Below are 13,486 nucleotides of genomic sequence, written 5' to 3'. Positions count from 1 at the left end.
GGGGAGGTCTCCGGTTGCGTGGGTCAGCCGATCAGGAGCCGCGCCCCGATGGCCAGGACGAGGGCGGGCGGCATGACCAGCACGCCCACCTTCAGGAAGCGGAAGAAGCCCACGTCGTCGCCCTCGCGGCGGATGGCGGCCAGCCACAGGATGGTGGCGAGCGAGCCGGTGATCGACAGATTGGGGCCCAGATCCACGCCGATCAGCGTGGCATCGATCACCACCTGCGGCGGCTTCGCCTGCTGCAGCACCGTGCTGGCCAGCAGGCCCGCCGGCAGGTTGTTGACGACGTTGGAGCCCACGGCCAGCACCGAGCCGGCCACGGCCGCGGCGCCGTAGACGCTGCCCTGCACGCCGGCCATGAGCCAGTGGGCCAGCGTGGCGATCACGCCCGTCTGGCGCAGCGCCTCCACCAGCACGAAGAGGCCCGCCACCAGCGGCAGCACGCTCCACGAGATGTCCTTGACCAGCGGCCAGGGGTTGGCCCGGTCGCGCACCAGCACCACGGCCGCCGTCAGCGCGCCCATGATGGCGGTGGGCAGGCCCAGGTCGATGCCCTTGAAGGACACCGTCATCAGCACGACGGCCGTGACCACCAGCGCGCCCAGCGCCGTCCAGCCGCCCGCGTGCAGGGGCTCGACCTCCACGCGCGGCTCGCAGCCGCCGGCCAGCTCTTTGCGCATGACCAGGCGCAGGCAGACATAGGTCGCGCCGATGGCCAGCAGCGAGGGCAGTCCGAAGCTCTTGATCCACGGCCACAGCGAAGGCACATGCGCACCGTAGAGCACGAGGTTGGCCGGGTTGGAGATCGGCAGCACGAAGCTCGCCGCATTGGCGATGAAGGCGCAGATGAAGAGGTAAGGCAGCGCCGGCGTGCGGGCCTTGCGCGCGGCCGCATATACCGCGGGCGTCAGCACCACGGCCGTGGCGTCGTTGGACAGGAAGGTGGTGATCACCGCACCGATCGCATAGACCAGCGTGAACAGCCGCATCTGCGAGCCACCGGCCATATTCACGGCATGGCCGGCCACCCAGTCGAACAGCCCCTCGCGCCGCGCCGTCTCGGACAACAGCATCATGCCGATCAGGAAGAGGTAGACGTCGTTGCCCTTGGCGACGGCGCCCAGCGCCTCGTGCGCCGGCAACAACCCGAGCACGACGACGAGGGCCGCGCCGGCAACGGCCCAGATGGCCTCGGGCAGCTTGAAGGGCCGGATCAGCACGCCGGCCGTGGTGGCAGCGGCGATGGCCCAGATGGTGAGGTGGGAAGACAGCATGGAAGGGTCAGGGGGCGCAGGTGGCCGGCAGGGCCGGCCGGACAGCGCTCGGAACGGGGGAGCGGGCGATCATCGCAAGACCCGACCCGCCCGGCACCGACGGCACCCTGTCCACCGGCCGGCGGCCACCGACCGGTGTCGGGGACATGGCAGCAGCCGGTGGAGGGATCGGAAACGCCCGGGGGCGTCGCATGGCAGGAAGGCGGAAGGCGGTGTGTGACAGCACAAGGCCCTACCCGCTCCAAGAAGCATGCCAAAGGCCGGTGCCCGTCGAATCAAGCACTTGCCCGCGCAGGGCGGCCGGCGATGCATGAAAGGCAGACGGCGGGCTGTCCATAAACCGGACAGCCCGCCGTCGAGGCCTGGACCACTGGCGTGGCCCGGGCGATCAGCGCTTGCCCAGGGCCTGGCGACCCTGCTCCTCGTCCGCCTTCAGCGGCACGAAGATGCTCCATTCCTCCTCGGGATTCTTCTTGTAGCGCACATGCTTCTTGTCGAGGTCGAACTCGTAGTACGGGTAGACCTCGCGCAGGTTGAAGAAGGTGGCGGGCGCGAAGAACAGGATGTCCAGGGCCAGGTAGCCGCCGTTGAACTTGAGCGGCAGGATGCCGTAGAAGGGCTCCTTGCCGGGCGCCTCGGCCTTGAATTCGTAGTTGCCGAAGCTGGTGGTGGAGAAGCGCTCGGAGCGCGGGGTGGTGGTCTCCTTGGAGGTCGCGATGCTCACCTGGGCATCGTGCTGGACGGTCGTGATGTGGGTCATCGCGGTGCAGGCGGCCAGGGGCACGGTGGCCGCCAGCGCCAGCAGACGGGCTGCTTTCTTCATGGTTCTCGGGGTGTGTTGTCTTGACTCTTCCGGACACGCCTGACGGCGCGCCGGCTCCTCGTGCCTCGGGCTCCCTCGCCTCGGGCGGCCGGCAGTTTAGGAGGCATGGCTGCTGCGCCGGCGCCCAAACGTCCTACGGCCGTGACATCGGCCACAGATGTTTGGCTCATGAAGAACCAACGATTCGGTCGTTCGTGCCGAGCCCCTTCCTTCCCACAATGAATGGCCCAGCGCCTTGACCCGCATCAGGACCGCGAAGAACACATCCACAGGGCCCCGCCGCCATGAATTTCCAGCAACTGCGTTCGGTCCGCGAGGCCGTGCGACGCAACTTCAATCTCACCGAGGTGGCCCAGGTGCTGCACACCTCGCAGCCGGGCGTGAGCCGGCAGATCCGCGAGCTGGAGCAGGAACTGGGCATCGAGCTGTTCATCCGCGTCGGCAAGCGGCTGACGGGCCTGACCGAGCCCGGCAGCCATGTGCTGCCCATCATCGAGCGGCTGCTGGTCGAGAGCGGCAACCTGCGCAAGGCGGGCGAGGAGTTCGCCACCCAGAACGAAGGCCTGCTGTCCATCGCGGCCACGCATTCGCAGGCCCGCTATGCACTGCCTGAAGCGGTGCAGGACTTCCGCCGCCAGTTCCCCTCGGTGCGCCTGCACATCCACCAGGGCTCGCCGCGGCAGATCGCGCAGATGCTGCTGGAAGGCGAGGCCGATGTCGGCATCGCCACCGAGGCGCTGGCCGACTATCCACAGCTCGCGGCCCTGGCCAGCTACCGCTGGACCCATGCGGTGATCGCGCCGCCGGGCCATCCGGTATTGGCCGAGCCGCTCACCCTGCAGTCGCTGGCGAAGCATCCGCTCATCACCTACGACAACGGCTTCACCGGCCGCCAGCGCATCGACGACGCCTTCACCCAGGCGGGCGTGCAGGCCGACATCGCCCTGGCCGCGATGGACGCCGACGTCATCAAGACCTATGTGCAGCTGGGCATGGGCGTGGGCATCGTGGCCGGCGTGGCCTTCGAGGCCGAACGCGACACCGGCCTGCGCGCGGTGGATGCCGGCGCCCTGTTCGGCATCAACCACACACGGCTGGCGGTTCGCCGCGGAAGCTACCTGCGGCGCTATGTGTACGCCTTCATCGAATCGTTCTCGCCGACGCTGACGCGCGAGGTGGTGGAGGCCGCGGTGCGCGCGGACGGGGCCGGCAGCGCGCCCGAGCCCATGGCCGCGCAGGAACTCGTCGCCGACGCGATCTGAGCGGCGCCCTCAGGTGATCAGGACTTCTTGTCGAAGGACCTGGCCACCTCCCGCAGGATGCGCTTGCGCACCTTCTTGCCCTGGGTGACCAGCAGCCGAACGTTCACGTCGTGGCGCTGTTCCGGCGCCATGGACTTCCAGGATTTGATTTCGGAGCGAAGGCGGCCGCATCCCAGGCATCGCGCCTTGTCGGGGCTCAGTTCGCATTTCCCGATGCAGGGCGTCGCCGTCAGAAGAATGGTCATTGCCGAATACGCTGCCACTGGGCGGCAGGCGGCGCAATCGGACACGGCCAAAAAAAAGACCCGCACGAGGCGGGTCCAAGGAGACAGCCGACTTTCGTCGGCCCCGCGAATTCGCGGCCCGCTCCCCAGCGAGTACCCCGAAGATCCCCGGCGGATGCGCAGAGCACCCTGGAGAGCAATCTACCCGTGCGGGCGGTCAGGACCTACGAAGGAAAACGCGCTTGGTTATGCGGCGGATACCGGGGCCAGCATGCGCCGGCACCGGGCTGGCGCACTGCGCCAGATCAAGGGTCGCCCACAGCGGCCGTGGCCGCCGGCCCCCTCAGCGCCGCGCCACGAAGTCGATCTCCACCCGCGCGCCCTGGGCCAGGCCGGTCACGCCCACGCAGGTGCGCGCCGGCAGACGGCCGGGCGGGAAGTGGCTGCGGTAGACCTCATTCATGCGCGCGTAATCCTCATCGAAATGGGTCAGGAAGATGCGGGCCGACAGCACGTTCGCCAGGTCCAGGCCGCAGCCTTCGAGCACCGTCTTCAGGTTGGCCATCACGGCATGGGTCTGGGCCTCGATGCCCTCGGGATAGCCGCTGTCCAGCGCCGTGCCGCTGAACGGCATCTGGCCCGTGACGAAGACCCAGCCTTCGCATTCGACGGCATGGCTGAAGGGCGCGACCGGGTCCGGTGCGCCGCTGATCATGTGGAAGATGGGATTCATGGGTCAGGCTCCTGAAAGTGAGTCGATGGGGGGAAGAGAAGGGATGGCATGCCCGCGCGGTGGCAGGTGGGCACCGGCATGCGTGGCATGTGTCTTGCGACGCGGTCGTGTTGCCTTGCAGGGATCCCGACGTTGCAGCTCGAACAGTTCACGACCGAGTCCTACCCGGTGCACCAGCGTCCGCAGGCGTGGCGTGCCGCACTCGAGCCGCACCAGCTTCGCGCCTGCGAGACGCCCTCGGCCGCGCCGCTGCACGGCCGGCTGGCGGCGGGTCGGACGGCGCGCGGCGTGGGCCTGGCGCGCGTGGCCTCCTCGCCGCAGACGCTGGAGCCGCTGCACGGCGACGCGGGCCATGTGTGGATCGCACTGCTGCAGGCCGGCCAGGCGCATCTGCAGCCCGGCGACGGCCAGCCGGCCCTTGCCCTCGCTGCGGGCGATGTGGTGTGGGGCGCCACGCGCAGCGCGGCGCAGCTGGTGTTCCAGACGGACTTCCGCCAGTTCCACGTCTCGCTGCCCGCGCGTGCCTTCCCCGCCGGCCTGCGCGGCGCGCAGGGCACGGCCCTGGGCCACCTGCCCGGGCGCAGCGGCATGGGCCGCCTGCTGGCCGGCACCCTCGGCGCGCTGGAGGACGCCCTCGACAGCCTGGGCGACGACGACATCGCGCCGCTGGAGCATTCGCTGTCCGAGCTCATCGCCGCACGCATGGCCGCGCGGCCGGGCGACGCTCCCGCCGGCATCAGCAACACGCAGGCCGCAACCTTCCGGCGCGTGTGCCAGTTCATCGAAGGGGCGCTGAGCGACCCTGCGCTCTCGCTGGCGGCGGTGGCGGCGCAGGAGCGCGTGTCCGAGCGCCTGGTGCAGAAGCTCTTCGAAGGCCAGGGCCTGACCTTCACCACCTACCTGCGCCAGCGCCGGCTGGAGCGCTGCCGCGCCGACCTGGCCAACCGCCAGTACGGCCACCTGTCGATCTCGGACATCTGCTTCCGCTGGGGCTTCAACGACGCGGCCCATTTCAGCCATGCCTTCCGCGACCGCTATCGCATGTCGCCGCGGCAGTACCGGCAGCAGGCCAACGAGGCCAGCCAGCAGCGCCTGCGCAAGCGCATCCAGCGCGGCTGGCCCTCGGGCTATTTCGAATCCGGCAGCCGGCCCGAGCCGCAGGCCGATGCGCCACGCGGCACCACCGCCGGCCACGCCACGGCACAGGCACCGGCCCCCTCGGCCGCCGCCGGCCAGACCGGCCGCCACCACCATCTGCCGGCTACGCCCGAAACCATCCACTGGGGCTACTTCAGCCGCACCATCCCGCCGGTGCTCACCGTGGCCTCGGGCGACATCGTGACCATCGAGACGCTGACCCAGCATGCGTACGACGACCACGAGCGCATGATCAAGGGCGACTCGGGCGCCGAGCGCGTCTTCCACTGGACGCGCGAGCACAAGGCGGTGGACCGGCGCGGCGCCGGCCCCACCGACGCCTCCATCTACGGCCGCGGCAACGGCGAGGGTTTCGGCGTGCACATCTGCACCGGCCCCGTGGCGGTGCAGGGCGCGGAGCCCGGCGACGTGCTGGAGGTGCGCATCCTCGACCTCGCGCCCCGCCTGGCCGCCAACGCGCGCTACGAGGGCCGCGCCTTCGGCAGCAATGCGGCCGCGTGGTGGGGCTTCCATTACGACGACCTGATCGAGGAGCCCAAGCCGCGCGAGGTCATCACCATCTACGAGGTGGACTGCCACCCCGGGCGCATGTGTGCCCATGCCGTCTACAACTTCCGCTGGACGCCGCAGCGCGATCCGCACGGCGTGCTGCACACCACCATCGACTACCCCGGCGTGCCGATCGACCGCAGTGCCATCGTCGAGAACCACGGCGTGCTGGAGGGCGTGAAGATCCCGGTGCGCCCGCACTTCGGCGTCATCGCGCTGGCACCGGCCGAGACGGGGCTGGTGGATTCGATCCCGCCCTCCTCCTTCGGCGGCAACCTCGACAACTGGCGCATCGCCAAGGGCGCCACGGTGTACCTGCGGGTGGCGGTCGACGGCGGCCTGCTGTCGGTGGGCGATCCGCATGCGTCGCAGGGCGACAGCGAGCTGTGCGGCACGGCCATCGAATGCTCGCTGACCGGCGTGTTCCAGCTGGTCCTGCACAAGGCCAAGGACCTGCGCGATGAACCCTATGCCGACATCGACTACCCGCTGGTCGAGACGGCCGACGAATGGGTGCTGCACGGCTTCTCGCATCCCAACTACCTGCAGGAGTTCGGCGACCGGGCGCGCAGCCTGGTGTACGAGAAGTCCTCGCTGGACCCGGCCATGCGCGACGCCTTCCGCAAGACACGGCGCTTTCTCATGACGGCCATGGGGCTGACGGAGGACGAGGCCATCTCGCTGATGTCGGTCGCCGTGGACTTCGGCGTCACGCAGGTGGTGGACGGCAACTGGGGGGTGCATGCCGTGATCCGCAAGGCCCTGTTCGAGGAGAGGCTGGCGAAGGCCCGGGCCAGGACCGCTCCCGGCAGTTGACCCGACTGCCCCGCCGCCGGGCGGGGGCTCAGCGCGGCCCGAAGACGCACTTGCGGATGGACCCGTGCACGCCCCAGTTGCCATCCACCACCTGGGTCACGCCGAAGTCGGCCGCCACGGACATGAGGGCGATGGCCTCGTCCTCGCTGAGCTTGTGCACCGTCATCAGGAAGCGCCGCAGCTTGCGGAAGGCGTCGCGCATGGCCGGGTCCAGCGAGGCGGTTTCCGCCACCGTGGTCTGGCCCTCGGGGCCCAGCGTCGCCAGGTAGTTGGCATAGGTGAAGCCATACACCGACCACAGTTCTTCGGTCTCCAGGAGCGGATGGTCCAGCCCTTCGAGCAAGGTGCCGGGCAGGTCGGCCTTCTTGTGCAGCACCAGCTCGAACTCGCCGGTCAGCGAGCATTCGATGGCGGTGCCGCCCAGCTCGCTGTCACCCTGTGCCGCATGCGGATCGCCCACCGAGAAGTAGGCGCCGGCCACCGCCACCGGGTAGTACATGCGCGCGCCCTTGCCCACGCGCCAGTCGTCGATGTTGCCGCCGCTGTAGCTGGGCGGAATGGAGCTGACGAAGTCGGCCTCGGCGGGCGCCAGCCCCATGGTGCCGAAGTGCAGCCGGGCCGGCACCTGTACGTTGCGCAGGATGTCCTCGCGCCGGCGCACCGTGGCCGGGTCCACCTTCACGCCGGGATAGTCGATGGTGGGATGCACCACGCCGTCGGGGTCGGTCTGCGGCGTCCACACATAGTTGTAGACGGCGCGTGCCGTGGGCTCGGCGGTGGTGTCCAGCTCGAAGATGGTGATCACCTCGCGCGGCTTGGGCTCCTCGATCAGGTCGCGGTACTGGAAGCCCCAGGACGCTGCGGCGTTGGAGCCGAAGCTGCGGCCCAGGAAGGCATGGTTGCAGCTGGGGCGCGGCATCACGTCGAGGATGCGCACCTCCAGCACGTCGCCCGGCTCGGCGCCTTCCACCACCACCGGCCCGGTCAGCAGGTGCACGCCCACGCCCTCGCCTTCGCCATAGGTGAAGGGGCCGGTGGTGGGCCCGGCGCCGCGGCGCGGAACGGCCTTGTGCTCGCAGGTCCAGGCGAACACCGATTCGGCGCCCGGGTCGCCGGCCACCATGCGCTCGTGGTCGTCGTTGGCATGGTGGGTCAACGTCTCGATGGTGACGCGGTCGCCCGAGCGCACGGTGAGCGCGGGCGCCACGGCCTTGCTGAAGTAACCCCAGTGCACCGTTTGGGGAGAGACACGGAGAAGGTGATGCATCGTCGGTTCTGCAGGAAAGAAGGAGGATCGATGGTCAGCGCTCGGCCGCCATCACGTTGAGGAAGCGGGCCGTCTGCGGATGCTGTGGCCGGGTGAGGACCTCGCGCGCGGGCCCGCTCTCGACGATGCGGCCGCCCGCCAGGAAGACCACGCGGTCGGCCACGTCGGCCGCGAAATGCAGCTGGTGGGTGGAGATGACCAGCGCCAGCCCGCCGTCCTGCGCCAGGGAGCGGATCACCTCCAGCACCTCGTTGACCAGGGCTGGGTCGAGCGCGGAGGTGGGCTCGTCCATCAGCAGCACGCGCGGCCCGGGCGCGATGGCCCGTGCGATGGCGACGCGCTGCTGCTGGCCGCCCGACAGGTGCCGCGGCAGCGCATCGGCGCGGTGCGACAGGCCCACGCGCGCCAGCAGCTCGCGCGCCCGCTGCTCGGCCCGCTCGGCCGTCCAGCCATGCACCCAGCGCAGCGGCCCGGCGATGTTCTCGAGCGCCGACAGATGCGCGAACAGGTTGAACTGCTGGAACACCATGCCCACGCCCACCCGGGCCCGCTCGCGCGCCAGGTCGGCCGGGCTCATGCGCTCGCCGCCGGCCTGGTAGCCCAGGCGCTGGCCGTCGACCACGATGTGGCCGGCGTCCCAGTCCTCCAGGTGGCTGATGCAGCGCAGCAGCGTGCTCTTGCCCGAGCCGCTGGGGCCCAGCAGGGCCACCACCTCGCCGACGGCCACGTCGAGCGCCAGGTCCGCCAGCACCGTCTGGCCGCCGTAGGTCTTGCTGAGCCCGCTCACGCGGACCACGGTCGGCGCCTCGGCCAGGACGGCTGCGCGTTCGGCACGGGCGGCGTCCGAGGCGGCCGCGGCGCCGGTGGTCGCACGCGGACTTTCATCGTCATGCACGACTGACAGCTCCGGGGCCGGCGTGGCCGCCAGCACCGGCGCGCGCCGCCAGGGCAGCCAGCGCGCCAGGCCCTGCAGCGTGGCCTGCCGGTCGAGGTCGAAGCGTGCCTCCAGGCACAGCTGCACCAGGCTGATGCCACCGGTCAGCACCAGGTACAGCAGGCCCGAGGCGAAGAAGACGGAGAAGAAGTCGAAGGTGGACGACGCCAGCTGCGTGCTGCGCAGCGTCAGCTCCTGCACCGCGATGACCGAGGCGAGCGACGAGTTCTTGAGCGTGCTCACCGCCTCGTTGCCCATGGCCGGCAGCATGGCGCGCAGGGCCTGCGGCGCGATGATGCGGCGCATGAGCATGCGCGGCGTCAGGCCCAGGGCCTGGCCGGCCAGCACCTGGCCGCGCTCCACGCCCAGCACGCCCGAGCGCACCATCTCGGCGATGAAGGTGGCCTCGTTGAAGGCCAGCGCCAGCCCGGCGGCCACCAGGCCCGGCATGCGGATGCCCACATGCGGCAGCGCGTCGTAGAAGAACACCATCTGCAGGATCAGCGGCGTGCCGCGGAAGATCACCGCATAGGCGCGGGCGAAGGCGGCCAGCGGGCGGAACCGGCTGAGCTGCATCGCCGCCAGCAGCAGCCCGATCACCGCCCCGCCTGCCAGGCCGATGCCGGTCGCCGCGAGTGTGAATCCGATGCCCCACAGCAGGTAGGGCATCGTCAGGTAATGAAGAAACAGGTCCATCGGGCCACTCCCGGGCGGCCGGGGCCGCCCGGGACCAGGTCAACTCACTTGGCCAGGACCAGGCGCGGGGCTTCGAGGTTCTCGACCGGCAGGCCGTTCTTCTTGAGCATCTCGGTGTGGGCGCCGGACTTCTGCAGCGCCACCAGCGCGGCCATCACGGCATCGCGGAAGTCGGTCTTGCCCTTGGGCACGGCGATGCCCACCGAGTACGGAATGGTCACGGCCAGGGCCTTCTCCAGCTTGTCCGGGTAGGCCTTGACGGCGCTGTCGACCGTGTTGACGTCGTTGATGTAGGTGTCGGCACGGCCGGCCAGGATGGCCTGGATGCAGCTCTGGTTGTTGTCGTAGAGCTGGATCTGCGGCTCGGGCTTGCCCGCGGCCTTGCACTGCGCGGCCAGGGCCTGGATCAGCGGCACTTCCACATAACCCGTGTTCTCGGCCGCGACGGTGCCGCACAGCGAGGTGTCGATGCCGGTGATCTTCTTCGGGTTGCCCTTGGCCACCAGCACGCCGTCGAACACCTTGGAATAGGTGATGAAGTCGGCCGCCTTGGCGCGCTCCTCGGTGGCGTAGATGTCGGAGATGACGATGTCGGCCTGGCCCGACTGCAGCGTGGTGAGCAGCGCCGCGAAGGTCACGGGCTTGTAGCTGAGCTTGAAGCCCAGGCAGGCGCCGATCGTCTCGCCCAGGTCGATGTCGAAGCCGATGTAGCGCTCGGGGTTCTTGGGGTCGATGGTCTCGTAGCCCGGCGTGTGCGGATTGATGGCATTGACCAGCGTCTTGCCCTTGAACTGCGGGTACTTGGCCTGCAGCGCCGCACATTCGCTGGGCGTGGGAAAGACCTCGGCATGGACCGCGCCGGCGGCCCCCAGCGCCAGGGCGACGGTGCCCAGGGCAGTGGCCAGCAGCCGGCGCAGACGCACCGGCCAGGCAGGGCGGGACGGGCGCTGGCCCGGGACGACGAGGGGGCTGTTCATGGGACGGAAACTCCTGGTGAGGCGGCCCGCCGGACCCCATGTCCGGCTTTGCTGCACCGCGTCAAACCAGTTTAGGAACGGCCTCCCGAAGGCACTTGTCTGGGAGCGCACGAGTCCTTGTGTGGCGCGTCGCTTCCCGTAACGGCCCTAATGCAGCGCCGCCGGGCGCGCGTAGCCGGCGAAGTCGCGGTCCAGCACCTGCTTGAAGAAGGGCGACCTGAAGGCCGTCTGCAGGTCGGCCACCCAGGGCGCGCCCTTGTCGGGCGTGCGCACGGCCGCCACCAGGAGGTAGTAGTCGGGCGTCTTCTCCAGCGCCACCGCATCGGTGAGCTTGAGGCCGGACGAGATGGCGAAGTTGCCGTTGATGACCGAGAAGTCGGTGTCGTCCAGCGCACGCGGCAGCTGGGCGGCTTCGAGCGGCACGAAGCGCAGCTTCTTCGGGTTGTCGGCGATGTCCTTCTCGGTGACCTTGAGCGGGTCGACGCCGGCCTTGGTCTTGACCAGGCCGTACTGCTCCAGGAAGACGAAGGTGCGCGCCAAGTTGGTGGGGTCGTTGGGCACGGCGATGCGCGCGCCCTCCTTCACCTCGGCCACGGTCTTGAACTTGCGCGAGTACAGGCCCAGTGGCGCGATGGGGCCCTGCACCACCTCCGCGAGGTCCAGCTTGTTCTTCTCGGCGAAGTTCCTGAGGTAGATGATGTGCTGGAAGTAGTTGGCGTCCAGCGAGCCCTGCGCCAGGGCATGGTTGGGCTGCACGTAGTCGCTGAACTCGACGAGCTTGACCTTGTAGCCCTTCTGTTCGAGCTGCGGCTGGATGCCGCGTCGCAGCACCTCGATGTTGGAGCCGGCAGTGGTGCCGATGACCAGCTCCTTCTTGGCGGCGGCAGGCTGCTGCGCCAGCGCGGGCAGGGCCAGGAAAGCGGCCAGGCTGGCCAGGACGACGTGACGACGGAACAGGGACATGGAAAGGAGCCGAGGGGAGAGGAAGGAAAGGAGAGAAGCGGTCAGCGCTTGTCCAGCCGGTGCGCGATGGCATTGCCACCGAACTGGATGATCTGCACCAGCACCACGAGCAGGGCCACGGTCAGCAGCATCACGTCGGTCTGGAAGCGGTAGTAGCCGTAGCGGATGGCGAGATCGCCGATGCCGCCGCCGCCCACCACGCCGGCCACGGCCGAGTACGACAGGAAGCTCACGGCCAGCACGGTGAGGGCCAGCACCAGGCCCGAGCGGGCCTCGCGCACCAGCACCCGCCAGACGATCTGCAGTTCGGAGGCGCCCATGGCATGGGCCGCCTCGATGACGCCACGCGGCACCTCGCGGATGCTCTGCTCCACCAGCCGCGCGAAGTACGGAATGGCCGCCACCGACAGCGGCACGGCCGCCGCCAGCGGCCCGATGGAAGTGCCGGCGATCACCCGCGTGAAGGGCACCAGCGCCACCAGCAGGATGATGAAGGGGAAGGAACGCACGGTGTTTACCACCCAGCTCAGCACCAGGTAGGACGGCCGGTGGCCCAGCGACTGCCCGGGCCCGAGCAGGAAGAGCAGCACGCCCAGGGGGCCGCCGAGCACGATGGCCGCACCGAGGCCGATGGCCAGCATCAGCAGCGTCTGCTGGGTGGCCGTCCAGAGCTCGGGAAGGATGGCGAGGATGTTCTCAGACATGGGCGAAACGGGCGGTGGAGAGGGAGGACGGGCCGGCGTCGGCCCCCGGCGTCGTGCGGCCGGCCGAGGAGGCGGCCGGTGCGGCGGGCGCGGGCGGAGACCAGGGCCGCTGCGCGATCTGCTCGGCCAGCTCGCGGCCCAGGCTGCTGTGGCGCGGCTGGGCCGCCACCTGGTCGACGTCGAACTGCTCCACCAGCGCGCCCTGCTCCAGCACGGCGACGCGGCGGCACAGCTGCTGCACCACGGGCAGCTCGTGCGTGACGATGACGATGGTCACCCCCAGGCGCTCGTTGATCTCGCGCAGGGTATGCAGCAGGGCGCGCGTGGTCTCGGCATCGAGCGCCGAGGTGGGTTCGTCGCACAGCAGCACGTCGGGCCGCGGCGCCAGCGCACGGGCGATGGCCACGCGCTGCTTCTGGCCGCCCGAGAGCTGCGCCGGGTAGGCGCTGGCCTTGTCCGCCAGGCCGACCAGGGCCAGGCATTCCTTCACCCGCGCCTCGATGTCGGCGCGCGAATGGCGGCCGTGGATGCGCAGCGGGAAGGCCACGTTCTCGGCCACGGTCGCGTTCTGCAGCAGGTTGAACTGCTGGAAGATCATACCGATGGACTGGCGCGTCTCGCGCAGCTCGCGGCGCGACAGGCGGGTGAGGTCGCGGCCGTTGACCTGCACCCGGCCGCCGTCGGGCCGCTCCAGCAGGTTGATGAGGCGCAGCAGCGTGGACTTGCCGGCGCCGCTCTTGCCGATGAGGCCGAAGACCTCGCCGCGGCCGATGGCCAGCTGCAGCGGCTGCACGGCGGTGAAGCGCCGGCCGTCGGGCAGCGCGAATTGCTTGTGCACGCCGTCGAGCCGGATCAGGGGCTCGTCGGTGGCGACGTTGTGGGGGACAAGGCTCATGGGTCTGGCAGGAAGGGCCGGCAGGGCAAGGCACCGCGCGGCCCGGCATGGCGAAGGCCCGACTGTGGGCCGACCTGCTTCGAAAACAAACGAATGAATCCGGCGTTGCTCATGAGGAAAACATCTTTGGCGCGCCACGTCCTCCCGCGCTGCGCCGTTATGCGCCGCCCGGCTAAGCAATGGCGGAATGCTTCGTTCGTGCCGGACG

General features: G+C 69.8%; 11 protein-coding genes and 1 pseudogene. 2 read left to right on the top strand and 10 right to left on the bottom strand.

From position 1 onward, the window contains the following. Positions 1-23: 23 nt before the first annotated feature. Positions 24-1,274, bottom strand: coding sequence for an arsenic transporter (locus DFR41_RS17815; protein ID WP_425326710.1), 1,251 nt, complete (start codon positions 1,272-1,274; stop codon positions 24-26). A 391-nt stretch (positions 1,275-1,665) separates the two neighbouring features. Then, the gene (locus DFR41_RS17810) at positions 1,666-2,100 is read right to left on the bottom strand and encodes a hypothetical protein (protein ID WP_114803711.1); all 435 of its coding nucleotides are present in this window, start codon (positions 2,098-2,100) and stop codon (positions 1,666-1,668) included. Positions 2,101-2,384: 284 nt separating this feature from the next. Here DFR41_RS17810 and DFR41_RS17805 point away from each other — a divergent pair, with 284 nt between their 5' ends. Next, positions 2,385-3,362: a CysB family HTH-type transcriptional regulator gene (locus tag DFR41_RS17805; protein ID WP_114803710.1), complete on the top strand. Its 978-nt coding sequence runs from the start codon at positions 2,385-2,387 to the stop codon at positions 3,360-3,362. A gap of 17 nt (positions 3,363-3,379) precedes the next feature. On the opposite strand, the gene DFR41_RS17800 is transcribed toward DFR41_RS17805, so the two are convergent. Then, a complete protein-coding gene (locus DFR41_RS17800) occupies positions 3,380-3,607 on the bottom strand; it encodes a DUF1289 domain-containing protein (protein ID WP_114803709.1) in 228 nt (75 codons plus the stop codon). 322 nt (positions 3,608-3,929) lie between these two features. After that, entirely contained in the window at positions 3,930-4,319 is a 390-nt protein-coding gene (locus DFR41_RS17795; RefSeq protein ID WP_017761433.1) for a RidA family protein, read from the bottom strand. Between the two features lie 132 nt (positions 4,320-4,451). Here DFR41_RS17795 and DFR41_RS17790 point away from each other — a divergent pair, with 132 nt between their 5' ends. After that, on the top strand, positions 4,452-6,842 hold the full coding sequence (locus DFR41_RS17790) for an acetamidase/formamidase family protein (RefSeq protein WP_114803708.1): 2,391 nt from the start codon (positions 4,452-4,454) through the stop codon (positions 6,840-6,842). Between the two features lie 28 nt (positions 6,843-6,870). Here the strand turns inward: DFR41_RS17790 and DFR41_RS28220 are convergent. The 6 genes and pseudogenes from DFR41_RS28220 to DFR41_RS17760 form a co-directional block, all read right to left on the bottom strand. After that, positions 6,871-8,106 (bottom strand): annotated as a pseudogene (locus DFR41_RS28220) (acetamidase/formamidase family protein); the annotation flags it as partial. Between the two features lie 37 nt (positions 8,107-8,143). Continuing rightward, positions 8,144-9,739 carry an amino acid ABC transporter permease/ATP-binding protein gene (locus DFR41_RS28215; protein WP_114803706.1) on the bottom strand — a complete coding sequence of 532 codons (1,596 nt, stop codon included), beginning with the start codon at positions 9,737-9,739 and terminating at the stop codon, positions 8,144-8,146. Between the two features lie 44 nt (positions 9,740-9,783). Beyond that, positions 9,784-10,716, bottom strand: coding sequence for an ABC transporter substrate-binding protein (locus DFR41_RS17775; RefSeq protein WP_114803705.1), 933 nt, complete (start codon positions 10,714-10,716; stop codon positions 9,784-9,786). A 147-nt stretch (positions 10,717-10,863) separates the two neighbouring features. After that, on the bottom strand, positions 10,864-11,679 hold the full coding sequence (locus tag DFR41_RS17770) for a MetQ/NlpA family ABC transporter substrate-binding protein (RefSeq protein ID WP_114803704.1): 816 nt from the start codon (positions 11,677-11,679) through the stop codon (positions 10,864-10,866). Positions 11,680-11,720: 41 nt separating this feature from the next. Further along, positions 11,721-12,383 carry a methionine ABC transporter permease gene (locus tag DFR41_RS17765; RefSeq protein ID WP_114803703.1) on the bottom strand — a complete coding sequence of 221 codons (663 nt, stop codon included), beginning with the start codon at positions 12,381-12,383 and terminating at the stop codon, positions 11,721-11,723. Next, the gene (locus DFR41_RS17760) at positions 12,376-13,278 is read right to left on the bottom strand and encodes a methionine ABC transporter ATP-binding protein (protein WP_114803702.1); all 903 of its coding nucleotides are present in this window, start codon (positions 13,276-13,278) and stop codon (positions 12,376-12,378) included. The genes DFR41_RS17765 and DFR41_RS17760 overlap by 8 nt, the downstream gene beginning before the upstream one ends. Between the last annotated feature and the right edge of the window lie 208 nt (positions 13,279-13,486).

The organism is Pseudacidovorax intermedius (assembly GCF_003350475.1).
In the GTDB taxonomy this organism is placed as follows: Bacteria; Pseudomonadota; Gammaproteobacteria; order Burkholderiales; family Burkholderiaceae_C; genus Xenophilus; species Xenophilus intermedius.
Note: the sequence above shows the minus strand (reverse complement) of the source record. Positions and strands in the feature narration are given on the sequence as shown.